Below are 26,205 nucleotides of genomic sequence, written 5' to 3' on the forward strand. Positions count from 1 at the left end.
GCCAGGGTTACAGATGCCGGATCATTCATGGCGCATTGACATCTCTTTACACTACACCATGGCAACACTGCATATAAGGGTGCGCAAGCTTACAGAGCACTTGACCGACTGTTTGGGCAAAAATCTTACAAGCCATGTCGGCGAGCCGGACATTCATCCAGCTAGCCGACATGCTCCTTCAGGCTCAACTTATCTTGCGGCGGCCCATCAGGAAATAACGGGCCAGGGCCAGGAATACACCCAGACCCGCTCCGCCCAACACGCCCATCGCGAGAATCAGGCGCTTGCGCGAACTCATCGGCTGGGTAGGTACATCGATTGAACCGTCAAGACGATACAGGCGAACACGCTCGGGATTGATCTGGAGATTGTCGATGAAGCGCTCTTTCATCTGCAGGGTCCGCAGATTCGGGATGAAGGGGTCACCGGACTTGCGCTCCGACAGCACCTGGATCTGCGCAGCGAGGGCTTTGGTCCCGCGCATGTAACTGAGCTTGTCATTCACGAGCGCATCCACCTGGGCCTTGCCCGATGCCGAGACAGGGGCCGGATTCTCCAGACCCATCGCCTGCGCGACAGACAGGGCCTCCTGAAGACGAGTGATCTCATCTTCGCGCGTCTCGCTCTCGATTTCGCGCAGATGAGCGATGTCCCGGGAAATATCGGCCAGGGCCACGGTGGTCTGGCGCCCGCTCCATGCGATCACTTCCGGAACGGCTACCTCCTGGGCCTCGAAAATCATGGCCTTGATCACTGCGGCGGCCTGCGCCGGGTCCTGGCCTTGAACGGTGATCGCAAAGCGTTTGTCCAGCTCGGCACCGACAGGCGAAACGGTCACGGATTTCAGGAAGCGTTCATAGGCCGCCTCCCGGGACTCACCGTTAGCCGCAGCGGCGTTGGCGGGCAGGACGACCCGGTCAAATACGGCCTTGCGCGTTGCCTCTGCCTGAAGCTCGCGCGTGTAGACGTCATACATGTCCTTGTCGGTAAAGGGCTTGAGGCTCAACTCCTCACCGCGGCCCTTGTTCATCTCCTTGATGTCGTCATTGGTCGGAGGTAATAGATACCCTCGCGCCTCGTACACCGGCTTGATCTGCGACACATAGGCGGCCGCGATCAGCGTGCAGACGACAATGGCGGCCAGCACGAGCACTTTCTGCTGCCAAAGCACCGTCAGTACTTCCATGACATCGATTTCGTCAGTTGTTTTTTCAGTCGATGAGCTATTTGCCATTGTGGCTGGCCTTGTCCTAACGTGTGGGGTCAAGAAATCGAAGAACGCACAGCGCTGCACCTCTCGAGCGGGGGGGCACAGACGTGAACGGCAACGAGTATTGAAAATGTGTGCTGCGCGGCAGCCGCAGCCATGTCTAAACCTGACGAGTGGCGGGAGCCCTCGGGGTGGATTTTCTTTTAAGTTTCATCAGGCATGCCAGAGCAGGCCCAATCGCCATGCCCAGCAACAACGCCAGTATCACCGGTACAGCCACCGAAAACTCGGGCGCCGACCAGCCAAAGAACACCAACGCCACCGGCTGCTGGTTTTCAAGCATGAATACTACCGTCGCCGAGACGATCAGCACGACGACTATAAAAAAAACCAGGCGTTTGAGATTTCGCATTCAGCACTCCTTTAGAACGCTATTGGAGCTCATGCTCCTCCTCTTCGTTCACCCGATCACGCAATTCCTTGCCGGGCTTGAAGTGCGGGACGAACTTGCCGTCCAGACTGACCGACTGTCCGGTCTTTGGATTGCGGCCTACACGAGGCGCGCGGTAATGCAGGGAAAAGCTGCCAAAGCCCCGTATCTCGATACGGTCGCCTGTGGCGAGGCATTGCGACATCTGCTCAAGCATGGTCTTGATGGCCAGCTCCACATCCTTGGATGAGAGCAGTCCTTGATGGGTGACAATTCGTTCGATCAACTCCGACTTCGTCATATTTTTCCCTTCTTTTTCAAGCAGCTAGGTAAAGCGCTTTGAAGGTTTTAGCATGACCGAATGGATTTGAACAGCCCCACTGCCCCACTTATGTGATCACTTGCGCCTGGTGATTGCCGAAAAAAACACCGCCCACAAAAAAGGGCGACCGAAGTCGCCCTTTTTCAATGGTCAGACAGAACTCAGTTCTGTTTTTCCATTTGAGCACGCAGCAGGTCACCCAGAGTGGTAGGACCAGTGTTTTCTGCGGTTTCAGGCTTGCTACGCAGGCTCTGAATGGCTTCTTTCTCGTCTTCAACGTCTTTCGACTTGATGGACAGAGAAATCACACGGCTCTTACGGTCAACGCTGATGATCTTGGCTTCGATCTCTTCGCCTTCTTTCAGAACGTTACGCGCGTCTTCAACGCGGTCACGGCTGATTTCGGAGGCTTTGAGGGTAGCTTCGATGTCGTCGGCCAGAGTGATGATGGCGCCTTTGGCGTCAACTTCTTTAACGGTACCGCGAACGATAGCGCCTTTGTCATTGACAGTGACGTACTCGGAGAACGGATCGCTTTCCAGCTGCTTGATACCCAGCGAGATGCGCTCACGCTCTGGATCAACAGACAGGATCACGGTGTCGAGCTCGTCGCCCTTCTTGAAGCGACGTACGGCTTCTTCGCCCACTTCGTTCCAGGAGATGTCGGACAGGTGAACCAGACCGTCGATGCCGCCGTCCAGACCAATGAAGATACCGAAATCGGTGATCGACTTGATGGTGCCGGAGATCTTGTCGCCCTTGTTGAACTGGCCAGAGAAATCTTCCCATGGGTTAGATTTGCACTGCTTGATGCCCAGGGAGATACGACGACGCTCTTCGTCGATGTCCAGAACCATGACTTCCACTTCGTCGCCAACCTGAACGACTTTCGATGGGTGGATGTTCTTGTTGGTCCAGTCCATTTCGGAAACGTGTACCAGGCCTTCCACGCCTTCTTCCAGCTCTGCGAAGCAGCCGTAGTCGGTCAGGTTGGTTACACGCGCGGTAACGCGGGTGCTTTCCGGGTAACGAGCCTTGATAGCAACCCATGGGTCTTCACCCAGTTGCTTCAGACCCAGGGAAACACGATTGCGCTCGCGATCGTACTTCAGGACTTTTACATCGATCTCATCGCCAACGTTGACGATTTCCGATGGATGCTTGATGCGCTTCCAGGCCATGTCGGTGATGTGCAGCAGGCCATCGACGCCGCCCAGGTCGACGAATGCGCCGTAGTCGGTGAGGTTCTTGACGATACCCTTGACTTGCTGACCTTCCTGCAGGGATTCCAGCAGAGCTTCGCGCTCGGCGCTGTTCTCGGCTTCCAGGACACTGCGACGGGAAACGACAACGTTGTTGCGCTTCTGGTCCAGCTTGATGACCTTGAATTCCAGCTCTTTGCCTTCCAGGTGCGTGGTGTCGCGCACTGGACGGACGTCAACCAGAGAACCTGCAGGAACGCACGGATGCCGTTAACGTCGACAGTGAAGCCGCCTTTAACCTTACCGTTGATAACGCCCTTGACCACTTCTTCAGCTGCGAAAGCCGCTTCCAGAACGATCCAGCACTCAGCACGCTTGGCTTTTTCGCGGGACAGTTTGGTTTCGCCAAAGCCGTCTTCGACCGCGTCCAGCGCAACGTGAACTTCGTCACCGACCTTGATGGTCAGCTCGCCAGCTTCGTTGTAGAACTGCTCGAGCGGGATGACGCCCTCGGACTTCAGGCCAGCGTGTACGGTAACCCAGTCGCCGTCGATATCGACAACCAGACCGGTGATGATGGCACCTGGCTGAAGGTTGAGGGTCTTCAGGCTTTCTTCAAAAAGTTCTGCAAAGCTTTCGCTCATTTTAATTCCTGTTGGATAAGGGCGAAGTAGCCGCCCATCTGCCACGTTCCAGACCACGTGGGTTTCGTTCATATGAAAGAAAGCCTACGGGACTATGACTGGTCTTCCCGTATGGCTTTCTGGTCATCCAGCGAGATCGCGAAGGGCGACTTCACTCAGGATGCGTTCCAGCACCTGCTCGATGGACAATTCGGTGGAATCCAGCTGAATGGCGTCTTGCGCCGGCTTGAGCGGGGCTACCGCTCGCTGGGTGTCGCGTTCATCACGGACACGTATCTCATCTAGCAGACTCGACAGACTAACATCGTCGCCCTTGGCCTTCAACTGCAAATATCGCCGACGAGCACGCTCCTCGGCGCTGGCGGTCAGGAAAACCTTCAGCGGCGCGGCCGGGAACACCACGGTACCCATGTCGCGGCCGTCGGCGATCAGGCCTGGGAACTCCTGGAATGCCCGCTGGCGCTGCAGCAAGGCTTCACGCACAGCAGGCAGCGAAGCCACTTGCGAGGCGCCGCTGCCGATCTGTTCGTTGCGGATCGCCAGGGTGACGTCTTCACCTTCGAGAATGATGCGCTGACCATGATCGTCGGTCGCCGCCTCGAACTGCACATCCAGATGCGCGGCCAGAAGCTTGAGCGCTTCCTCGTTGGTCAGGTCTACGCCGTGATTGCGGGCAGCGAACGCCAGCAGACGATACAGCGCGCCCGAATCCAGCAGGCACCACCCAAGGCGCTTGGCCAACAGGCCCGCTACCGTCCCTTTCCCGGAACCGCTTGGTCCGTCGATCGTAATGACCGGAGCTTGAACTTTCACGATTGCCCCTCTTGCGCTACACGAATACCCACCTGGCCACACAGGGCCAGGAAATTGGGGAATGAAGTCGCGACGTTCGCGCAGTCCCGAATACGGATCGGGGCCGCTGCGCGCAACGACGCGATACTGAATGCCATGGCAATGCGATGATCGCCGTGACCATCGACTTCGCCACCACCGAGCGTGCCACCTTCAATGATGAGGCCATCGGCGGTGGGTTCAACCTTGATGCCCAGCACGGTCAGACCGTCGGCCATCGCCTGGATGCGGTCGGACTCCTTGACGCGCAACTCCTGGGCGCCTCGCAACACGGTACGCCCTTCGGCGCAGGCTGCGGCGACGAACAGCACCGGGAACTCGTCGATGGCCAGTGGCACCAGGGCCTCTGGAATCTCGATGCCCTTGAGTCTGGCATGACGAACACGCAGGTCCGCCACAGGCTCGCCACCGACTTCGCGCAGATTCTGCACGGCGATGTCCGCCCCCATCAAACGCAAAATGTCGATCACCCCGGTACGAGTCGGATTGACGCCGACATGCTCAAGCAACAATTCCGAATCCTGGGCGATGGACGCCGCAACCAGGAAGAACGCCGCCGAGGAAATATCCGCCGGGACCTCGATGCGCGATGCCACGAGCGCGCCGCCCGCCTTCACCGAAGCCGTCGCGCCGTTGCCCGCCACCGCATAACCGAAACCGCGCAGCATGCGCTCGGTATGGTCGCGGGTCGGCGCAGGCTCGGTCACGGTGGTGGTGCCGTCTGCATAAAGACCGGCCAGCAACAGGCAGGATTTGACCTGGGCGCTGGCCATCGGCATGACGTAACTGATGCCCGACAGCGGCTTGCCGCCGCGAATGGTCAGCGGCGGGCGCCCGTCGGCTGCGGTTTCGATGACCGCACCCATCTGTCGCAGCGGCTCGGCCACGCGTTCCATCGGACGCTTGGACAATGACGCATCGCCAGTGAGCACGCTGTCGAAGCGTTGCGCCGCCAACAGCCCGGCCAGCAAGCGCATCGAAGTGCCGGAATTGCCCAGGTAGATCGGACCCGGCGCGGGTTGCAGACCATTGAGGCCGACGCCGTGAATCGTCAGGCGCCCGTGGTGCGGACCTTCGATGACTACGCCCATGTCGCGAAACGCCTGCAAGGTCGCCAGGGCGTCTTCGCTTTCGAGGAAACCCTCGACTTCGGTCGTGCCTTCGGCCAGCGAGCCGAGCATGATCGAGCGATGGGAAATCGACTTGTCGCCCGGCACGCGAATCTGCCCGCTGACGCTGCCGCCAGGCTGGGCGACAAAGACCTGCTCTTGGGCAGAGACTTTTTCAACGTAGGCGCGGCGGGCCAGAATCTTGCCGAAATGCTCGCGGGCCACCCGGGCGCGGGTGAACACGCCCAGCAGTTGGTGACCGTCGCCAGCGTCCACGGCGTCGCGCAGGGCGTCCAGATCGCTGCGGAAGGTGTCCAGGGTGCGCAGCACCGCCTCGCGGTTGGCGAGGAAGATGTCGTGCCACATCACCGGATCACTGCCGGCGATGCGGGTGAAATCGCGGAAACCGCCGGCTGCGTAACGGAAGATGTCCAGGTTTTCATTGCGCTTGGCCAGCGAATCCACCAGGCCGAACGCCAGCAGGTGCGGCAGATGGCTGGTCGCGGCCAGCACTTCGTCGTGACGCTCGACCTGCATATGCTCGACATCGGCACCCAGCGCCGACCACATGCGGTCCACCAGCGCCAGGGCGTCGGCATCGGTTTGCGGCAGCGGCGTAAGAATGACCTTGTGGCGACGGAACAACTGGGCGTTGGAGGCCTCCACCCCGCTCTGCTCGGAACCGGCAATCGGGTGGCCGGGCACGAAACGCGCAGGCATTTCGCCGAAGGCTTCCCGTGCAGCACGCACGACGTTGCCCTTGGCACTGCCCACGTCGGTCAGCACGGCATCGCCCAGGTCGAGCTTGGCCAGCACGCCCAGCAGTTTCTCCATGGCCAGGATCGGCACGGCCAACTGAATGACATCGGCCCCGACGCAAGCTGTAGCAAGATTGTCTTCACAACGGTCGACCACACCCAGTTCGACGGCCAGTTTGCGCGACTGCGGGTCGAGATCGACGCCGACCACTTCGCGACACAGGCCGCTTTCCTTCAAGCCTTTGGCGAACGAGCCCCCGATCAGACCGAGACCGACCACCACCAGGCGGCCGATCATAGGTGCAGCGGATTGCACTGCAATGACATCAACCACGCGCCAGAACCTTGCTCAATGCTTCGAGGAAACGGGTGTTCTCATCCGCAAGGCCAATGCTGACCCGCAGGTGGTTCGGCATGCCGTAGCCGGCAACCGGGCGCACGATCACGCCTTCACGCAGCAGGCCGTCATAGACCGACGCCGCTTCACGGCCCAGGTCCACGGCGATGAAGTTGGCCTTGGAGGGGATCCAGCCCAGCCCCAACTGGCGCAGGCCACTTTCCAGTTGCTGCATGCCGGCTTCGTTCAAAAGACGGCTCTGGGCGACGTACTCGGCGTCGTCCAGCGCGGCACAGGCAGCGGCCAGCGCGAGGCTGTTGACGTTGAATGGCTGGCGGACGCGGTTGAGCACGTCGGCCACCGCCGGCGAAGACAGCGCATAGCCGACCCGCAGCGAGGCCAGGCCGTAGGCCTTGGAGAAGGTCCGCGACACCAGCAGGTTCGGGTAATCGGCCAGGAAGTTCAGACCATCGGGCAACTCGGCGCCTTCTGCGTACTCGATGTAGGCCTCGTCCAGCACCACCAGAACATCCTTGGGCACGTCGGCGAGGAAGTCAGCCAGGGCCTGCGGACCGAACCAGGTGCCGGTAGGGTTGTTCGGGTTGGCGATGAACACCACCCGAGTATTGCCGTCGATGGCCGCCAGCATGGCCGGCAGGTCATGCCCCCAGTCCTTGGCCTTGGCCACGCGCGCACTGGCGCCCACGGCCTGGGTGACGATTGGATAGATCGCAAAGGCGTGTTCGCTGAACACTGCATTCAAGCCCGGCGCCAGATAGGCGCGCGCGACGATTTCAAGAATGTCGTTGGAGCCGTTGCCCAGCGTCACTTGAGCGGGCGTGACGCCGCAACGCACCGACAGCGCCTGCTTGAGGTCGAAGCCGTTGCCGTCAGGGTAGCGGGTCAGCTCGACCAGCGCATCCTGGATGGCCTGCAACGCCTTGGGGCTGGCGCCCATGGGGTTTTCGTTGCTGGCCAGCTTGATGATGCGCGCCGGATCGATATCCAGCTCACGGGCCAACTCGTCCACCGGCTTGCCGGGAACGTATGGCGAAAGTTTTTGCACGCCAGGCTGTGCCAGCGCGAGGAAGTCGCCGCTCATTTACCGCTTTACCTCTTCTAAAACGCAGATCGATGGTTACCCGGACCGTAGCAGCCCGGCCGGGCGGCGCTCCGCTTGCCGGCGGGGGCGATCTTGAGGACGCCCCCGCCGGCAAGCCGTGCTGCTACAAGATCAAAACCGTTTAGAGCACGGCCTTCGGGTAGGAACCCAGCACCTTGAGGGCCACGGCTTCGCCACTGATCCGCTCCAGCACCGCCTTGATCAGAGGATCACGGTGGTGGCCGACGAAATCGATGAAGAACACGTAGGTCCATTTACCGCTGCGCGAAGGCCGGGTCTCGATACGGGTCAGGTCGATGCCGTTTTCATGGAAAGGCACCAGCAATTCATGCAGCGCGCCAGGCTTGTTGCTCATCGACACGATGATCGACGTCTTGTCGTCGCCGGTCGGTGGCACTTCCTGGTTGCCGATCATCAGGAAACGCGTCGAGTTGTCCGGACGGTCTTCGATCTTTTCGGCAATGCGCGTCAGGCCATACAGGCTTGCCGCCATGTCACCGGCGATGGCCGCCGAGTTCCACTCGCCCTTGACCCGCTTGGCCGCTTCGGCGTTGCTGGACACCGCCACGCGCTCGACATTCGGGTAATGGGCGTCCAGCCACTTGCGGCACTGGGCCAGCGACTGGGCGTGGGAGTAGATGCGGCTGATGCTGTCGGTCTTGGTGTTTTCACCCACCAGCAGGTGGTGGTGAATGCGCAGCTCGACCTCGCCGCAGATGACCATGTCATGCTCGAGGAAGCTGTCCAGGGTGTGGTTGACCGCACCCTCGGTGGAGTTTTCCACCGGCACCACGCCGAAGTTGACCGCACCGGCGGCCACTTCGCGGAACACTTCGTCGATGGCAGCCATCGGCTTGCTGATGACGGCATGGCCGAAATGCTTGAGTGCCGCAGCCTGGGTGAAGGTGCCTTCAGGGCCCAGGTAAGCGACCTTCAGGGGTTGCTCCAGCGCCAGGCACGAGGACATGATTTCGCGGAACAGACGCGCCATCTCTTCGTTGCTCAGCGGGCCACGGTTGCGTTCCATCACGCGCTTGAGCACGGCGGCTTCACGCTCGGGACGGTAGAACACCGGCTCCTCGCCCTCGGCCAGGTTGGCCATCTTGACTCGCGCCACTTCCTGCGCGCAGCGTGCCCGCTCGCTGATCAGCTCCAGGACCTTTTCGTCCAGGCTGTCGATGCGAACCCGCAGCGCCTTGAGCTCTTGTTCAGACATCAGCCGTGTTCCTTCTCGAATTCAGCCATGTAGGCCACCAGGGCTTCGACCGCGTCCAGGCCCAGGGCGTTGTAGATCGAGGCGCGCATGCCGCCCACCGAGCGGTGGCCCTTGAGGTTGAGCAGGCCACGGGCGTCGGCGCCGGCCAGGAACGCCTTGTCCAGGCGCTCGTCAGCCAGGCGGAACGGCACGTTCATCCACGAACGGGCGTTGTGGCTGATCGGGTTGGTGTAGAAGTCGCTGCTGTCGATGAAGCCGTACAGGCGGTCTTTCTTGGCGCGGTTGCGCTGCTCCATGGCCTCGACACCGCCCTGCTCCTTGAGCCATTCGAACACCAGGCCCGACAGGTACCAGGAGTAGGTCGCCGGGGTGTTGTACATCGAGCCGTTGTCGGCCGAGACCTTGTAGTTGAGCATGGTCGGGCAGCTGCTGCGGGCACGGCCCAGCAGGTCTTCACGCACGATCACCACCACCAGGCCGCTCGGGCCGATGTTCTTCTGCGCACCGGCGTAGATCAGGCCGTACTGCGAAACGTCGATCGGGCGCGAGAGGATGTCCGAAGACATGTCGACCACCAGCGGCACGTCGCCTGTCTCTGGAACCCAGTCGAACTGCAGGCCGCCAATGGTTTCGTTGGAGGCGTAGTGCACGTAGGCGGCGTTCTTGGTCAGCTGCCACTCGTTCTGGCCCGGAATCGCCAGGTAATCGTAGGGCTTGGCACTGGCAGCAACGTTGATGTTGCCGAAGTGGCGCCCTTCCTCGATGGCCTTTTTCGACCAGATACCGGTCTCGATGTAGTCTGCGGTGCCGGTTTCCGGCAGCAGGTTCAGCGGGATCTCGGCGAACTGCTGGCTGGCGCCGCCCTGCAGGAACAGCACCTTGTAGTTGGAGGGGACGGACAGCAAGTCACGCAGGTCCTGCTCGGCCTTCTCGGCAATGGCCACGTAATCGTCGCTGCGATGGCTCATCTCCATCACCGACAAGCCCTTGCCACGCCAGTCCAGCATTTCGGCCTGGGCACGCTGCAGGACTGCTTCAGGAAGCGCGGCGGGACCAGCGCAGAAGTTAAAGGCTCGCTTGCTCATATCCACTCTCGTCAAATCGTTGAATTCGAAACATCCGCAACCACGCGCCCGGCGACGAAGCTGCAGTTCTGGCCAAAGCCAAGAGGGCCCACGAATGGGCCCTCAAATACAACGTCTATCAGTCCTGCGACTCTTCTTCGTCGGCTCCGGCATCGGCTTGCAGGTCGCCGGCAGCGTCGTCGGCGTCAGGGAGGTGAGTGACCTCGCCTTCCAGCACTTCGCCGTCGAAACCTTCTCCCTCGAGCTCATCGCCCTCGACTTCGGAAGGCTCCTGGACACGTTCCAGACCCACCAGCTTCTCGTCCTTGGCCAGCTTGATCAGGGTCACACCCTGAGTGTTGCGGCCCAGGCTCGACACTTCGTCGACGCGGGTACGAACCAGGGTGCCCTGGTCGGAGATCAGCATGATCTCTTCACCGTCCTGCACCTGAACCGCACCGACCAGACGGCCGTTACGCTCGTTGCTGACCATGGCGATCACGCCCTGGCCGCCACGCTTGTACTCAGGGAATTCGGTGATGGCGGTACGTTTGCCATAACCGCGCTCGGAGGCGGTGAGGATCTGGCTGCCCTCTTCCGGAATCAGCATGGAGATCAGCTTCTGGCCCTCGGCCAGGCGCATGCCACGCACACCGCGAGCCGTACGGCCCATGGCGCGGACGTCGGATTCCTTGAAGCGGGTGACCTTGCCGCCGTCGGAGAACAGCATGATTTCCTGCTCGCCGTCGGTGATGGCGGCGGAAATCAGGATGTCGCCTTCGTCCAGCTCCAGGGCGATCAGACCGACGCTACGCTGACGGCTGAAGGCCACCAGCGGGGTCTTCTTGACCGTACCGTTGGCGGTGGACATGAAGATGAACGGAGCCTTCTTCTTGTCGGCGGCCTTGATGCGCGCACGGCGCTCTTCTTCGGTCTCGTTGCTGTTCTCGATGTCGTCGACATCGGACTCGACGCCTTCGGCCTCTTCTTCGTCAGCCTGCTTGCGCATGGCTTCCAGATCGACCGGCAGCATGGTGGTGATGTATTCACCTTCGCTGAGCGGCAACAGGTTGACCAGCGGACGACCACGGGCAGCGCGGGACGCTTCCGGAATCTCGTAGGTCTTGAGCCAGTAGACCTTGCCTTTGCTGGAGAACATCAACAGCGTGGTGTGGCTGTTGGCGACCAGCAGGTGAGCGATGTAGTCCTCATCCTTGATGCCGGTAGCCGATTTGCCCTTGCCTCCGCGACGCTGGGCCTGGTACACGGCCAGCGGTTGAGTCTTGGCGTAGCCACCGTGGGAGATGGTCACGACGCGCTCTTCTTCCGGGATCATGTCGCCCAGGGTCAGGTCCAGGCGCGCATCGAGAATCTCGGTGCGGCGCACGTCGCCGTATTCGGCACGGATCAGTTCCAGCTCTTCGCGGATGACTTCCATCAGGCGCGTGGAGCTGTTGAGGATGCGGATCAGCTCGCCGATCTGAGTCAGGATTTCCTGGTACTCGGTCAGCAGTTTTTCGTGTTCCAGACCGGTCAGGCGGTGCAGACGCAGTTCCAGGATGGCCTGGGCCTGTTCCGGCGACAGGAAGTACTTGCCGTCACGCAGGCCGTACTGTGGATCGAGGTTTTCCGGGCGGGACGACTCGGCGCCAGCGCGCTCGACCATCTCCACCACGGCGCTCGATTCCCACGGCGTGCTGATCAGGCCTTCCTTCGCTTCGGCCGGGGTCGGCGAAGCCTTGATCAGTTCGATGACCGGGTCGATGTTGGACAGGGCAACCGCCTGGCCTTCGAGGATGTGACCACGCTCGCGAGCCTTGCGCAGTTCGAACACGGTGCGGCGGGTGACCACTTCGCGACGGTGACGGATGAAGGCTTCCAGCAGGTCCTTGAGGTTGAGGATCCGCGGACGACCGTCGATCAGCGCAACGATGTTGATGCCGAACACGCTTTGCAGCTGGGTCTGGGCGTAGAGGTTGTTGAGGATGACCTCAGGCACTTCGCCACGACGCAGCTCGATGACCACGCGCATGCCGTCCTTGTCGGACTCGTCGCGCAGCTCGGTGATGCCTTCGAGCTTCTTCTCCTTGACCAGCTCGGCGATCTTCTCGATCAGGCGCGCCTTGTTCAGCTGGTACGGCAGCTCGGTGATGACGATCTGCTGGCGGCCACCGACCTTGTCGATGTCTTCGACAGTGGAACGGGCGCGCATGTAGATGCGGCCACGACCGGTCTTGTAGGCTTCGACGATGCCGGCGCGGCCGTTGATGATGCCCGCAGTCGGGAAATCGGGGCCGGGGATGTACTGCATCAGCTCGTCGACGGTCAGGTCGCCGTTGTCGATCAGCGCCAGGCAGCCATCAATGATTTCGCCCAGGTTGTGCGGCGGGATGTTGGTCGCCATGCCCACGGCGATACCGCTGGAACCGTTGACCAGCAGGTTGGGGATACGGGTCGGCATGACCGCCGGGATCTGCTCGGTGCCGTCGTAGTTGGGCACCCAGTCGACGGTTTCCTTGTGCAGGTCCGCCAGCAGCTCGTGGGCCAGCTTGGTCATGCGCACTTCGGTGTATCGCATGGCCGCGGCGTTGTCGCCGTCGACCGAACCGAAGTTGCCCTGGCCGTCTACCAGCAGGTAGCGCAGGGAGAAAGGTTGTGCCATACGCACGATGGTGTCGTAGACAGCGGTGTCGCCATGGGGGTGGTACTTACCGATGACGTCACCGACCACACGGGCGGATTTCTTGTACGGCTTGTTCCAGTCGTTACCCAGTTCGCTCATCGCGTACAGAACACGCCGGTGCACGGGCTTCAAGCCGTCGCGCGCATCGGGCAGAGCACGTCCGACGATGACGCTCATCGCGTAGTCGAGGTAGGACTGTTTCAGCTCGTCTTCGATATTGACCGGGAGGATTTCTTTGGCCAGTTCGCCCATGAGAAGCCTGATTCCTTTTTCTGGTGAAACTTCGCGCATCCATCCGGGATAAACGAAGCTCGCCGCCGCAGGCCTGTGCCTGGGGCGACTTACGACAAATCAGCGAGTTAAGCCATGGATTTGCGCAATGAAGAGGGCCGCAGTGCGCCCTCCTGGAAACCGCCGGATATTACCACAAACGCCGTCAGGCACGAAGTGTTTGAAGCCCTTGAAAGTGAGCCATTTCGCCATTAGGCGCCTGAGAAGGGCTTACAGGGCCCGACAGCCCTCCCCCGGAACGTCGGTAGCACTGACGACAATGGGCTCAATGCAGGCGCTTACGGCACATCAGTTGCGCCATTTTGGCCGTATCGGGACGCTCGACGATGCCTTTCTCGGTCACGATGGCATCGATCAGGTCCGCAGGCGTCACATCGAACACCGGGTTGAAGGCATCGACCTGCGCACCGACCGGCTGGCCGTTGAGCTCCAGCAATTCGCGACCGTCGCGCTCCTCGAGCAGGATGTCCTCGCCGCTGGCCAGGTTCATGTCGATGGTCGAGCTGGGCGCAACCACCATGAAACGCACGCCGTGGTGCATCGCCGCCACCGCCAGGTGATAGGTGCCGATCTTGTTGGCGATGTCGCCATTGGCGGTGATGCGATCCGCGCCGACGATGACCCAGGTGATGCCCTTGGTCTTCATCAGGTGCGCAGCCGCCGAATCCGCCGTCACCGTGACCGGGATGTCTTCGTTGGCCAGCTCCCAGGCCGTCAGGCGCGAGCCCTGCAGCCACGGGCGGGTTTCCCCGGCATACACGCGCTCGATCATGCCTTCTATATAAGCTGCGCGGATCACGCCCAGGGCCGTGCCGAAACCGCCGGTGGCCAGCGCGCCGGTGTTGCAATGGGTGAACACCGTCTGCAGGTTGCCCTGATGCTTGCGGATCAGCTCGGCGCCCAACTGGGCCATGGTCAGGTTGGCTTCGCGGTCGCTTTCGTGGATCGCCAGCGCCTCGGCTTCCATGACGGCGCGCGGATCTTCGTGATCCTTGAGGCGATAGAGGCGCTCGCGCATGCGGTTCAGCGCCCAGAACAGGTTAACGCCGGTAGGCCGGGCGTTGACCAGCAGGTCGAAGTCTTCTTCCAGCGCCATCTGCCAGTCGCCGCCTGCGGCGTAACGCTCGATGACCGCCAGCACCAGGCCATAGGCTGCCGCGATGCCGATGGCCGGCGCGCCGCGCACGACCATGTTGCTGATAGCCTGGGCCACACTGAGGGCCGTGTCACAGGCTTGCCAGGTCTGCTCGTGCGGCAGGACCCGCTGATCCAGCAGGTACAGCGTGCCGTCCCGCCAATCGATGGCCTTCACTTTTTCCGCAGCCAGTAATCGATCGCGCATTGCACACCCCACATATGATTTTGAAATCGAAACACAAGCCAGCAGATGAAAAAAGCCGCGGATTATAGCGAGCCGTCCGTCCGGACGCTCGGGTATACTTCGCCCTCCCCGTAATAAGCCAATGGATGCCGCCCCATGCCCCACTCCGCTGCACCGCTCGACCTGTTGCTGCTGCCAGACTGGCTGGTGCCGGTCGAACCCGCCGGCGTGGTCCTGAAGCAGCACGGTATCGGCATCCGTGACGGCATGATTGTCTACATCGGCCCGAAAGCCGAGGCCTTACGGCAAAATGCCATAGAAGTGCGCGAACTGCCCGGCATGTTGCTCGCCCCGGGCCTGATCAATGCCCACGGCCACGCCGCGATGACCCTGTTCCGGGGGCTTGCGGACGATCTGCCGCTGATGACCTGGCTCAAGGACCATATCTGGCCCGCCGAAGCCAAGTGGGTGGATGAGGATTTCGTTCGCGACGGCACCGATATCGCCATCGCCGAACAGCTCAAGGGCGGCATCACCTGTTTCTCTGACATGTATTTCTTCCCAAAGGTCGCCGCCGAACGCGTGCATAACAGTGGAATGCGCGCCCAGATCACCGTTCCGGTACTGGACTTCCCGATTCCCGGCGCGCGCAACGCCGATGAATCGCTGCACATCGGCGTCGAACTGTTCAACGATCTGGCGCACCACGAGCGCATTTCCATCGCCATGGGCCCGCACGCGCCGTACACCGTCAGTGACGAGAACCTGGAGAAGATCCGGGTGATTGCCGACGAGTTGGACGCGATGATTCACATGCATGTCCATGAAACCGCCTTTGAAGTGCACGACGCCGTGCAACAGTGCCAGGAACGCCCCCTCGCCCGCCTTCAGCGCCTGGGCTTGCTGGGGCCGCGTTTCCAGGCCGTGCACATGACCCAGATCAGCGACGAAGACCTGGCGATACTGGTGGAAAGCAACTCCAGCGTGATTCACTGTCCCGAGTCGAACCTCAAGCTGGCCAGCGGTTTCTGCCCCGTGGAGCGCCTGTGGCAGGCCGGGGTCAACGTGGCGGTGGGCACCGACGGCGCCGCCAGCAACAATGACCTGGACCTGCTGGGCGAAACCCGCACCGCCGCCTTGCTGGCCAAGGCCGTCGCAGGCTCGGCCACTGCCCTGGACGCCCATCGCGCCCTGCGCATGGCCACGCTCAATGGCGCCCGGGCGCTGGGCATCGAAGCCGTCACAGGGTCCCTGCAACTGGGCAAGGCCGCCGACATCGTCGCGTTCGACCTGTCGGGCCTGGCGCAGCAGCCGATCTACGACCCGGTGTCACAACTCATTTATGCCAGCGGCCGGGACTGTGTCAGTCACGTCTGGGTCGCGGGCAAGCAACTCCTGCAGGACAAGCGCCTGACGCGCATGGATGAACAGGCCCTGACCCGAACCGCCAGGGCCTGGGGCAATCGCATCGCCGCCAGCACCTGAACCGAACAGCATCGTCACATTGCCGCGCGATCATGGCCAGACCCATGACCGGCCACCGAAATTCAAGTTTAGAGGGATCACACATGAGCAACGTCGACCACGCCGAAATCGCCAAATTCGAAGCCCTGGCCCATCGCTGGTGGGATCGCAACAGCGAATTCAAGCCGCTGCACGACATCAACCCGCTGCGGGTGAACTGGATCGACGAGCGCGTCAGCCTTGCGGGCAAGAAGGTGCTGGACGTCGGCTGCGGCGGCGGCATCCTCAGCGAGGCCATGGCCTTGCGCGGCGCGACGGTGACCGGCATCGACATGGGCGAGGCGCCGCTGGCCGTGGCCCAGTTGCACCAGCTCGAATCCGGGGTCAGCGTGGAATACCGGCAGATCACCGCCGAGGCCCTGGCCGAGGAGATGCCCGAGCAGTTCGATGTGGTCACCTGCCTTGAGATGCTGGAGCACGTGCCTGACCCGTCCTCGGTGATCCGCGCCTGCTACCGCATGGTCAAGCCGGGCGGCCAGGTGTTTTTCTCCACCATCAACCGCAACCCGAAGGCGTACCTGTTCGCCATCATCGGCGCCGAATACATCATGAATCTGCTGCCGCGCGGCACCCATGACTTCAAGAAATTCATCCGCCCGTCCGAGCTGGGTGCATGGAGCCGCCAGGCGGGGCTCGAGGTCAAGGACATCATCGGGCTGACCTACAACCCGCTGACCAAGCACTACAAGCTGGCCTCGGACGTCGACGTCAACTACATGATCCAGACGCTCAAGGGGGCCTGAATCATGCGCTTGAGGGCAGTTCTTTTCGACATGGACGGCACGCTGCTCGACACCGCGCCGGATTTCATCGCCATCTGCCAGGCCATGCTGGCCGAGCGTGGCTTCCCGCCCATCGATGACAAACTGATTCGTGACGAGATTTCCGGCGGCGCCAAGGCCATGGTCTCGGCGGCATTTGCCATTTCGCCAAACGAGCCGGAATTCGAGGCCCTGCGCCAGGAGTTCCTGGAGCGTTATCAGCAGGACTGCGCCGTTCACAGCAAGCTCTTCGAAGGCATGGAAGAGCTGCTCGATGACATCGAGAAGGCGAAGCTGGTCTGGGGGGTGGTGACCAACAAGCCGGTGCGTTACGCCCAGCCCATCATGGAGCAGCTTGGCCTGGACACACGCTCGGCCGTGCTGATCTGCCCGGACCACGTGACCAAAAGCAAGCCGGACCCCGAGCCACTGCTGCTGGCCTGCAAGATGCTCGACCTGGACCCGGCCAGCGTGCTGTTCGTCGGCGATGACCTGCGGGATATCGAATCCGGCCGCGATGCCGGCACTCGCACCGCCGCCGTGCGCTACGGCTATATTCATCCCCACGACAACCCCGATCACTGGGGCGCCGACGTGGTGGTGGATCACCCGCTGGAATTGCGCCGGGTGCTCGATAACGCGCTGTGCAGTTGCTGAATGCAACGCCTGTAGGAGCGCGCTTGCCCGCGATGACGGTATACCTGTGACATCGGTGGTGGCTGACCCCACGACATCGCGGGCAAGCGCGCTCCTACAGAGACTGTTCAAGAACTGAAGAGGCTCACAATGTTCAACTACTCCGCCCGCCCCGAACTGCTCAAGGATCGCGTCATTCTGGTGACCGGCGCAGGCCGCGGCATTGGCGCCGCAGCCGCCAGAACCTACGCCGCCCACGGCGCAACCGTGCTGCTGCTCGGCAAGACCGAAGCCAGCCTGTCCGCGCTCTACGATGAGATCGAAGCCGCCGGGCACCCGCAACCGGTGGTGATTCCGTTCAACCTGGAAACCGCCCTGCCCCACCAGTACGACGAACTGGCAGCGATGATCGAAGCCGAGTTCGGCCGCCTGGACGGGCTGCTGCACAACGCCTCGATCATCGGCCCGCGCACCCCGGTCGAGCAGCTGTCGGGCGTGAATTTCATGCGCGTGATGCACATCAACGTCAACGCGACCTTCATGCTCACCGCAACCCTTCTGCCGCTGCTCAAGCTGTCCGCAGACGCCTCGGTGGTGTTCACCTCCAGCAGCGTGGGCCGCAAGGGCCGGGCCTACTGGGGCGCCTACGGCGTCTCGAAATTCGCCACCGAAGGCCTGATGCAGACCCTGGCCGACGAACTCGAAGATGTCGCCTCGGTACGCGCCAACAGCATCAACCCCGGCGCCACCCGAACCGACATGCGCGCCCAGGCGTACCCGGCGGAAAACCCGCTGAACAACCCGACACCCGAAGAAATCATGCCGGTCTACCTCTACCTGATGGGCCCCGACAGCAGCGGCATCAACGGCCAGGCATTCGACGCCCAGAAAAAATGACCACAACCCCGTAGCAGCACGGCTTGCCGGCGGGGGCGTCTTCAAGATCGCCGACGCCGGCAAGCCGGACTGCTACGGGGCGGTGTTCGCATCTGTAGGAGCGCGGTTGGCCTGGGCCGCATTCGGACGATGGCGTCCTCAAAATCGCCCCCGCCGGCAAGCCGTGCTGCTACGGGACGGTGTTCGCATCTGTAGGAGCGCGCTTGCCCGCGATGGCGCACTCAAGATCGCCGACGCCGGCAAGCCGTGCTGCTACGGTTCGGTGGTGAGCTTTTGATCTTCGTGCGCGATGGCACAGGCGCCGCAGAGCGCGACGTTAAGGCGCCAGGCCGAGCGCAGGTGTCGTGGAGGGGGATGAGCGGCAGGGATGCCGCTAGCCGTGCTGGCCAGGGACGGCGCTCAGATGGACGGGACGGCGTGCCCCCGGAACGGCGCCGGAGTCGAGGGAAGCCCGAAGGGCCCCAGCCTGTCGCAATGGCTTTGCCTACTTTCCCCGTAAGGAAAGTAGGTCGCCCGTAAGGGGCGAAACCCTAAGCTAAAACCACCGCGAAAACGGATATGCACACAACAACGGCGTCACCCAAAGACGCGGAGCGTCAAGACAGCCGTTACCACGCGGAGCGTGGGAACGATCATTGAAACCCAAGCCTCCCGTCCCCTCGGCGGTTTTCCGTCGCTTCTTTGTAGCCCCTTGGCCTGCAAAACGGTACGTTAGTCAATTCCAAGGCACCACCCGCCACCGATCACTCACCTGCGTGCGCTAACTGCTTGATTCCTATGACCATCCATTCAAATGACCAAGTTGGCACATCTTTCGCTTTGTCCTACACAAGCCCGATGAGAGGCGAAGGAGCGAAAACATGAGTTTTCCGACACGGGCCAATGCCTTTGAATTCGACACCGCACGACTGCAGCGCTTTGGCTTCGCCAAGGCTGACAGCTGCGCGCAACAACCCATGGACTTCGAGCAACTGCAGCGCAGACTCGGCCTGCACCTGCAGACCAGCCTGGAAGCCGAAAAGATCCTGGGGATGTTCTTCAACTACGTACAACACCTGATCCCGCTCAGAGCCCTGCACTACCAGCACGCCGGCACCGACCTGAAACTGGAACTGGGCGAGCGCTCGCGCCACCACGCCAGCTACTCGATGACCCACGAAGGCGTCCAGGTCGGCGAACTGGAGTTCCAGCGTGACCGACGCTTCAGCGAAGAAGAGCTTTCACAGCTCGAATCCCTGCTGGTCAGCCTGCTGTACCCGCTTCGCAACGCCCTGCTTTACCGTCAGGCGAACCTCAGCGCACTGCGCGATCCCCTGACCGGCGCGGGCAATCGCATCGCGATGGAACAGTCCCTGACCCGGGAAATCGAAATTGCCCGACGCCAGCAGCAGCCGCTATCGGTGCTGATGCTCGACATCGATCATTTCAAAAGCATCAATGACACCCACGGCCATGCCACGGGCGATGAAGTACTGCGGATGGTGGCCGATTCGATCAAGGATCGTTTGCGCAACATCGACCAGGTGTTCAGGTTTGGCGGTGAGGAATTTCTGATCGTGCTGACCAACACGGCACGGGACCCGGCCGCACTCGTCGGCGAGCGCCTGCGCAATGCGGCACTGCAGCTCACCTATCCGGTCAACGGACGGGCGGTGGAACTGACCGTCAGCCTCGGTTGCTCGACGCTGCTGCCGGGGGAATCCCCCGACAGCCTGTTGCGTCGCGCCGATTCGGCCCTGTACGCCGCCAAGCGCCAGGGCCGCAACCGTCTGGAAATGGCCGGCTGAGCGAACTCAGGCGCGAGCCGCAAACCGATGCTCGCGCAGCGGTGCGTTGGCTTCCTGAGGCCGCTCCAGAACCATACAGCGTTCCAGAAACAGATACATGTACTCGTAACTCTTGCACACCGCCATTCGCAGGTCAGCCTGCAACTGCTCGCTGGGGTTGTTGCCCGCCAGCGTGCAGATGATTTCCAGGGCTTCCCAAGGGTGCGAGTCATCGTACTGCGCATGCATCTTGAGCCACTTCATGGCGCGCTTGCGGATATCCGGCGGGAACATGTCCGCGTATGTCTCTTGCGAGCACACGACTGCCGACCACTCGCCGGTCGCCCCTTCAATGGCGTAGTTGGTGGCTGCGATGGCGACGACCAGAGGCTCCGACGAACAACTGTGCCAGCACCAGTGATTCAGTGCGTGCAACTCTGACGGTACCCGCTGCGCCTGCAGGTCTTCCAGCGTGACCCCATGGGCCGCGCTCCAGTTTACCCAGTAATCGGCATGATTGAGTTCTACTCGAATGTTGCGCATCAGCCAGCGACGCGCCATGTCTTCACCCGGATGACGGGCGAAACGGGTCTTGGTCAGGTTATGCGCCATATAGACTGCAAACTGTTCGACCACAGGCCATCCGCCAATCAGATACTGGCGCATGGTTTTGGTACTGAGTCGCCCATCACGCATACGTTGATACAGTTCATGCCCTACCACGCGTGCTTTGGCCTCACTGCAATCCTTGATCAATTGCTGTGCCCAAGCGGGGTAACTGCTGGCATCCATCAGCGGACCGGTTCTTATGAACATATCGATCACTGTGTAGCTCCTTAAGTTGTGTTGCCATGGGGCCGTTCAGCGAAAAGTCCCAGGTGCGCTGAACAGCATTGGGGTCTGCCTCGCGGGCCGTGCGTGCAGACATTCACAGGTGAATAATTGCGGTCGCTCGATAACGTACCCCTGAGCGTAGTCCACACCGATTTCCAATAACGCCTGCTCTATCTGGGGGCTTTCGACGAACTCGGCGATCGTCTGTTTGCCCATGACGTGCCCGATATGGTTGATCACTTCCACCATTGCCCGGTTGACCGGGTCGTCGAGCATGTCTTTGACGAAACTGCCGTCAATCTTGAGGAAATCCACAGGCAAGTGTTTCAAGTAAGCGAATGACGACATGCCTGCACAGAAGTCATCCAGTGAAAAGCGGCATCCCAGACTTTTGAGTTCGTTGATGAAACGAATGGCGCTGCCCAAATTGGCGATCGCACTGGTTTCGGTGATCTCGAAACAGATAAGTTCAGGAGGTATTGCGTAGATTTGGAACTGCTGTCGCAAATATTCGAGAAAAGCATCGTCACCGATGCTGCTGCCCGACAGATTGATCGCACAGACCGCCAGCGGCCCTGGCGCGTGGTTGTCGTTCAGGCAGTCGGCAATGATCTTGAAGACGTTCTGCACCACCCAGCGGTCCAGGGTGGTCATCATCCCGTAGCGCTCGGCGGCGGGGATGAAACTGTCGGGCAGGATCAGCCGGCCGGACTCGTCGCGCAGGCGCAGCAGGATTTCCACATGCCCGTGGTGTTTCTCCGGATCGCGGCCCAGCGAGGCGATTTCCTGGGAGTACAGGCAGAAGCGGTTGTCTTCCAGGGCCATGTGCAGGCGCTGGATCCAGGCCATTTCGCCGAAGCGGGTGGACAGTTCCGAGTCGTTGTCGTGATAGACCTGCACCCGGTTGCGGCCCTTCTCCTTGGCCATGTAGCAGGCCATGTCGGCGGCCCGCAGCGAGGCCTCAAGAGTGGTAGGCGATGTGGAAACGTGCACCAGGCCGATACTGACGGTGGTCACGAACGGCCTGCCCTTCCAGACGAAATGCAGGGTTTCGACGGTCTGACGCAAGCCTTCGGCGATCTTCTCCGCAGCCTCGGGCGAGCAGTGCTCCAGCAGGATGCCGAACTCGTCGCCCCCCAGCCGCGCCAGGGTGTCGCCCTCGCGAATACCCTGCTGCAACAGGGCGCAGATGTGCCGCAGCAGCTCATCGCCTGCGGCATGCCCACTGGTGTCGTTGACCAGCTTGAACTGGTCCAGATCCAGGAACATCACCGCATGGCGCCCCGGCTGATGGCCAAGGCCGTTGAGCGCCAGCTCCAGCCGATACTCGAATTCCCGGCGGTTGGCCAGGCCGGTCAGCGCGTCATGGGTCGCCTGCCATGACAGGTTGGCGATGTACTGGCGCTCCTGGGTCATGTCGTGCAACACCAGAACCGCGCCACTGACCTTGCCTTCGGTGCGGATCGGCGATCCCACCAGGGCCACCGACACCGTACTGCCGTCCAGGCGCTGGATCAGCTTGGAATTCTCGCTGCCGCCACCAAGCTTGCCGCTCAGCACATGTTCGATCAGGGTCGAGCTGTCGCGCTGGTCGTTCTCGTCCAGCAGGTTGAACAGCGCCGCCAGCGGCAGGCCGGACGCCTGCTCGTTCTTCCAGTGGGTCATCTGCTCGGCGGCCGGGTTCATGTAGGCAATCGAGCCGTCGACATCGGTGGTGATCACGCCGTCCCCGATGGATTCCAGGGTGATCTGCGCCCGCTCCTTCTCCATTTGCAGGGCGGTGGCGAAGGCGTGGCGCTGTTCCAGTAATTTATGGGTACGCAGCAGCGCCAGGATGATCAGCAGCACGGCGGTGGTCAGGTTGACCACCAACAGAATCCGCAGGATGACGCGCGAGCCTTCGCCCAAGGCATCGCTGAACGCCATGGCCGCCGGCGTCACCCCTTCGTTGATAGCGTTGATTCGCTGCCGCCAGCCCAGTACGTCGCCATTGGTGGCGCTGCCGTCGAGGATCCGCTTGTGCATGTCCCGGGCGACTTCGTCGAGCTGCACCAGGTAGTTGTCACCGATCTTCCACAGGTCGATGGCCTTTTCCAGGTAGCTGAAATGACGGAAATTGAGGTAGAGCCAGATGATGCCCCGGGCATCGTCGGGATGGTTACCACCCTGCAGGATGCCCGCAGTGGCGCGTGGAATGTCCGGGACCGGCTGATCCATGGCGATGCGCAGGTCATGGCCGCCCTGGGGGATGGCAATCGCCTGCTGGTACTTCAGGTAGTCGATCTCGTCGCGGCTGTTGGCGTACAGATTCAGATAATAAATAGCGTCTTTCTGGCCTTTGGACCAGAGGCTTTCCCCGCCTACGTAACTGCGCACGGCCGACATCATATAAAGGCTGATGCAACCCAGCAGTGCCTGTAACAGCACCACCGCGATAAACGGCCAGACGATGCCGAGAAGACGAGGCTTCTCGAGAATCCGCTTTTGCTTCATGGTGTCCCTTTCATCAGCACTGCCAGTACTCGCTCCCCAAGCGCAGGCGACCTTCCTGGCCTATAGGGACTCGGCTAATTTCCACGATGCAGCGGGTTGCTTCTCACACCTTGTACACGACCTTGAGTGTTAATACGGGAAAGTCGAGACGTAAATATGACGCTTTTCACAGAATCCGGTATTTCACGGCTCAAGCATAGCCCAAGAATTGACGTGTTCCACTGGCGAAACGCCATTTAGGGGTTGTCGCGAAAAAAACCGACAAGCTGTATCAGAGTTGTTGCAGATGCCCGTAGAGGCGCGCGTACAGGCCACCGTCAGCAATCAGTTGCTGGTGATCGCCATCCTCGGCAATGCTGCCACCGTCGAACACCAGCACCCGGTCAGCCTGCTTCACCGCCGACAGACGGTGGGCGATGATGAGCGTGGTCCGGCCCGTGAGAAACCGGTTCAGGGCCTGGTGCAGGTTGTACTCGGTGGCGGCGTCCAGCGCCGAGGTGGCCTCGTCGAGAATCACCACCCGGGGATCGGCCAGGATCATGCGCGCGATTGCCAGCCGCTGGCGCTGGCCTCCTGACAGGCGCACGCCAGAGCGGCCCACCACACTGTCCAGCCCTTGCGGCAAGGCGTGGATGGTGGCGTCCAGTTGCGCGATTTCCAGTGCCTGCCAGCAGGCCTCGTCACTGCGCTCGCGGCCCATCGACAGGTTGGCCCGCACGGTATCGTTGAACAATGCCGGGTGTTGCAGCACCACCGCGACATTTTCACGAACCGTTTCCAGGCCGATCTCTTCGAGGGTAGCGCCGCCGAAGCGGATGCTGCCCGCCTTGGGGCTGTACAGCCCGAGCAGCAGCTGCACGAGGGTGCTCTTGCCGCCGCCGCTGGCACCGACGATGGCGACTTTCTCGCCCGGCGTGATCGACAGGTCAAGGTGATCGAGCACCGGCTCTTCGTTGTAGCCGAAGCACAGGCCGCGTACATCGATGCCGACGGTTTCGCGGCCCAGAAACGGGTTGAGACGGCCTTCATATTGCGGCTCGTCGGCGCGGGCCAGCAGCTCATTGATACGGGTCAGCGCGCCGCCGGCCGCATAGAAGGCGTATTGCAGGTTCAACAGCTGCTCCACCGGGCCGATCATGAACCACAGGTAGCTGAACACTGCGAGCATGTGGCCGATGGACAGGTCGGAGAACAGCACCGTGAGCATCGCTGCCGCGCGGAAGATATCGATGCCGAACTGGAACAGCAGCCCGCTGGCACGGCCCGACGCGTCACTCTTCCACTGCGAAGCCACGGCGTAGTCGCGCACTTCTTTGGCACGCCCGCCGAGCAGACCCAGAAAGTAACCCTGACGATTGCCCGCGCGGATTTCCTGAATGGCGTCCAGGGTTTCGGTCAGCGCCTGGGTAAAACGCGAAGTACTGTCGTTTTCCAGCTTCTTCAGGTGTTTGACTCGCTTGCCCAGCTTGACCGTGGCGTAGATCACCAGCGGGTTGAACAGCAGGATCAGCAGCGCCAGTTGCCAGTGCATCCACACCAGAATCGCGGCGGTGCCGGTCAGCGTAAGCATGGCGACCAGGAATTTGCTCAGGGTCTCGCCGACAAACTTGTCCAGCGTGTCCAGGTCCGTGACCAGATGCGCGGTCACCGTGCCGCTGCCCAGGCTTTCGTATTCACCCAGCGAGATGCGCTTGAGCCGTTCGATGAGCCGGACACGGATGCGATAGACGATGTCCTTGGACAGCCCGGCGAACAGCCGCGCCTGAATCACGTTGAAGAGCAAGGCGCCCAGGCGCAGGCACAAGGTGGCCATCAGCATCAGGGCGATGTAGCCCACCGGCTTGTGCAGGCTTTCAGGCAGAAAGTGGTTCATGAACAGCAATGCCGCATCGCCCTTGCCCAGCAGCACTTCGTCGACCAGCAACGGCAGCAGCAACGGGATCGGCACCGAACACAGCACCGCGAGGAACGCGACGCCATTGGCGATCCACAGGGCTTTCTTGTGGGTCAGGGCCAGACGGCGGATTTGCGTCCAGTCCAGGCGATCGACATGGGCAAGGTGGTCGTCGGCAGCGCGTTTGCCCGGGGTTTCGATGTCGACGGAATCACGCACAGGCCGCGCGCTCCAGCCAGCGGCTGAGCAACGGCGCGAGTTCTTCCAGAGGCTGATAGCCGTTGGTCAGCAGGGCCAGTTGGCCGTTGCGCTCGGCAAGCAAGGTCGGAAAGCCGGCGATGCCCAGGTCCTGGACCCAGGAGAAGTCCGAAGCAGTGGCCGCGTGCTGCTCGGGGCTGTCGAACGCCTCGGCGAACTCGATGCGCGGCAAGCCTGCGCGCTCGGCCAGTTCGGCCAGCACCTGGGCCTGGGTCACGTCGCGGCCATGCAGGTAGAACGCCTGCTGGATTTCCCGGACCAGCTTCCAGGCGACGTCCGGCGCCAGGCTGCGCGCGGCCACGATGGCGCGGCAGGCAGGCTCGGTGTCGTAGACGAAACCGTCCGGCAAGGCATCTTCGAACCTGAACGCCTGGCCCGTGGTGTCCTGCACCGCGTGCCAGTGTTCGAGAATGTAGCGTTTGGTGGAAGGCTCGAGCGCCGCGCCACTGCCGGTGCGCAAACCGCCCACCACCAGGTGCAGCTCGACGCCCGCCGCCCTCGCCTGCTCGACCAGTGCATCCGCCACCGGGGCGAATCCCCAGCACCAGGAACACATCGGGTCCATTACATAAAGCAGGCG

General features: G+C 61.7%; 19 protein-coding genes and 1 pseudogene. 5 read left to right on the forward strand and 15 right to left on the reverse strand.

Going from position 1 to position 26,205, the window contains the following annotated elements; translation table 11 throughout:
• Positions 1-184 precede the first annotated feature (184 nt).
• The 11 genes and pseudogenes from ACIPOO_RS02440 to mtnA form a co-directional block, all read right to left on the reverse strand.
• The gene (locus ACIPOO_RS02440) at positions 185-1,234 is read right to left on the reverse strand and encodes a Wzz/FepE/Etk N-terminal domain-containing protein (protein WP_400604161.1); all 1,050 of its coding nucleotides are present in this window, start codon (positions 1,232-1,234) and stop codon (positions 185-187) included.
• Positions 1,235-1,370: 136 nt separating this feature from the next.
• Positions 1,371-1,622, reverse strand: a complete 252-nt coding sequence (locus tag ACIPOO_RS02445; protein WP_400604163.1) for a lipopolysaccharide assembly protein LapA domain-containing protein — start codon at positions 1,620-1,622, stop codon at positions 1,371-1,373.
• 19 nt (positions 1,623-1,641) lie between these two features.
• The gene (ihfB, locus tag ACIPOO_RS02450; RefSeq protein ID WP_037011901.1) at positions 1,642-1,941 is read right to left on the reverse strand and encodes an integration host factor subunit beta; all 300 of its coding nucleotides are present in this window, start codon (positions 1,939-1,941) and stop codon (positions 1,642-1,644) included.
• A 182-nt stretch (positions 1,942-2,123) separates the two neighbouring features.
• Positions 2,124-3,808 (reverse strand): annotated as a pseudogene (gene rpsA / locus ACIPOO_RS02455) (30S ribosomal protein S1).
• A 123-nt stretch (positions 3,809-3,931) separates the two neighbouring features.
• The gene (gene cmk / locus ACIPOO_RS02460; protein ID WP_274132318.1) at positions 3,932-4,621 is read right to left on the reverse strand and encodes a (d)CMP kinase; all 690 of its coding nucleotides are present in this window, start codon (positions 4,619-4,621) and stop codon (positions 3,932-3,934) included.
• Positions 4,618-6,825: a bifunctional prephenate dehydrogenase/3-phosphoshikimate 1-carboxyvinyltransferase gene (locus ACIPOO_RS02465; protein WP_400605163.1), complete on the reverse strand. Its 2,208-nt coding sequence runs from the start codon at positions 6,823-6,825 to the stop codon at positions 4,618-4,620. Before ACIPOO_RS02465 ends, cmk begins: the two co-directional genes overlap by 4 nt.
• 28 nt (positions 6,826-6,853) lie before the next feature.
• A complete protein-coding gene (gene hisC, locus ACIPOO_RS02470) occupies positions 6,854-7,966 on the reverse strand; it encodes a histidinol-phosphate transaminase (RefSeq protein ID WP_400604165.1) in 1,113 nt (370 codons plus the stop codon).
• A 142-nt stretch (positions 7,967-8,108) separates the two neighbouring features.
• Entirely contained in the window at positions 8,109-9,203 is a 1,095-nt protein-coding gene (gene pheA / locus ACIPOO_RS02475) for a prephenate dehydratase (RefSeq protein ID WP_400604167.1), read from the reverse strand.
• Positions 9,203-10,288: a 3-phosphoserine/phosphohydroxythreonine transaminase gene (serC, locus tag ACIPOO_RS02480; RefSeq protein WP_400604169.1), complete on the reverse strand. Its 1,086-nt coding sequence runs from the start codon at positions 10,286-10,288 to the stop codon at positions 9,203-9,205. Before serC ends, pheA begins: the two co-directional genes overlap by 1 nt.
• Before the next feature lie 118 nt (positions 10,289-10,406).
• A complete protein-coding gene (gyrA, locus tag ACIPOO_RS02485) occupies positions 10,407-13,202 on the reverse strand; it encodes a DNA gyrase subunit A (RefSeq protein WP_274132322.1) in 2,796 nt (931 codons plus the stop codon).
• Between the two features lie 304 nt (positions 13,203-13,506).
• Positions 13,507-14,583: an S-methyl-5-thioribose-1-phosphate isomerase gene (gene mtnA, locus ACIPOO_RS02490; RefSeq protein ID WP_400604172.1), complete on the reverse strand. Its 1,077-nt coding sequence runs from the start codon at positions 14,581-14,583 to the stop codon at positions 13,507-13,509.
• Positions 14,584-14,718: 135 nt separating this feature from the next.
• Here mtnA and ACIPOO_RS02495 point away from each other — a divergent pair, with 135 nt between their 5' ends.
• The 5 genes from ACIPOO_RS02495 to ACIPOO_RS02515 all read left to right on the forward strand — a co-directional run bounded on the left by ACIPOO_RS02495 (position 14,719) and on the right by ACIPOO_RS02515 (position 20,167).
• Positions 14,719-16,047 carry a TRZ/ATZ family hydrolase gene (locus ACIPOO_RS02495; protein ID WP_400604174.1) on the forward strand — a complete coding sequence of 443 codons (1,329 nt, stop codon included), beginning with the start codon at positions 14,719-14,721 and terminating at the stop codon, positions 16,045-16,047.
• A gap of 83 nt (positions 16,048-16,130) precedes the next feature.
• Entirely contained in the window at positions 16,131-16,829 is a 699-nt protein-coding gene (gene ubiG / locus ACIPOO_RS02500; protein ID WP_274132325.1) for a bifunctional 2-polyprenyl-6-hydroxyphenol methylase/3-demethylubiquinol 3-O-methyltransferase UbiG, read from the forward strand.
• A gap of 3 nt (positions 16,830-16,832) precedes the next feature.
• Positions 16,833-17,504, forward strand: a complete 672-nt coding sequence (gene mupP, locus ACIPOO_RS02505; RefSeq protein WP_400604177.1) for an N-acetylmuramic acid 6-phosphate phosphatase MupP — start codon at positions 16,833-16,835, stop codon at positions 17,502-17,504.
• 129 nt (positions 17,505-17,633) lie between these two features.
• The gene (locus ACIPOO_RS02510) at positions 17,634-18,380 is read left to right on the forward strand and encodes a YciK family oxidoreductase (RefSeq protein ID WP_400604179.1); all 747 of its coding nucleotides are present in this window, start codon (positions 17,634-17,636) and stop codon (positions 18,378-18,380) included.
• A gap of 860 nt (positions 18,381-19,240) precedes the next feature.
• Positions 19,241-20,167 carry a GGDEF domain-containing protein gene (locus ACIPOO_RS02515; RefSeq protein WP_274135410.1) on the forward strand — a complete coding sequence of 309 codons (927 nt, stop codon included), beginning with the start codon at positions 19,241-19,243 and terminating at the stop codon, positions 20,165-20,167.
• Positions 20,168-20,173: 6 nt separating this feature from the next.
• Here ACIPOO_RS02515 and ACIPOO_RS02520 read toward each other — a convergent pair whose 3' ends face one another.
• The 4 genes from ACIPOO_RS02520 to ACIPOO_RS02535 all read right to left on the reverse strand — a co-directional run bounded on the left by ACIPOO_RS02520 (position 20,174) and on the right by ACIPOO_RS02535 (position 26,181).
• Positions 20,174-20,971 (reverse strand): TenA family transcriptional regulator, encoded by a 798-nt coding sequence (locus ACIPOO_RS02520; RefSeq protein ID WP_400604181.1) that lies wholly within the window; start codon positions 20,969-20,971, stop codon positions 20,174-20,176.
• A 36-nt stretch (positions 20,972-21,007) separates the two neighbouring features.
• Positions 21,008-23,473 carry an EAL domain-containing protein gene (locus ACIPOO_RS02525; protein ID WP_274135408.1) on the reverse strand — a complete coding sequence of 822 codons (2,466 nt, stop codon included), beginning with the start codon at positions 23,471-23,473 and terminating at the stop codon, positions 21,008-21,010.
• Positions 23,474-23,744: 271 nt separating this feature from the next.
• Entirely contained in the window at positions 23,745-25,568 is a 1,824-nt protein-coding gene (locus tag ACIPOO_RS02530; RefSeq protein WP_400605165.1) for an ABC transporter ATP-binding protein, read from the reverse strand.
• 10 nt (positions 25,569-25,578) lie between these two features.
• Positions 25,579-26,181, reverse strand: a complete 603-nt coding sequence (locus ACIPOO_RS02535) for a DsbA family protein (protein WP_400605167.1) — start codon at positions 26,179-26,181, stop codon at positions 25,579-25,581.
• Between the last annotated feature and the right edge of the window lie 24 nt (positions 26,182-26,205).

The sequence above is a fragment of the Pseudomonas sp. NPDC090201 genome, assembly GCF_044746825.1.
Taxonomy (GTDB): Bacteria; Pseudomonadota; Gammaproteobacteria; order Pseudomonadales; family Pseudomonadaceae; genus Aquipseudomonas; species Aquipseudomonas putida_AD.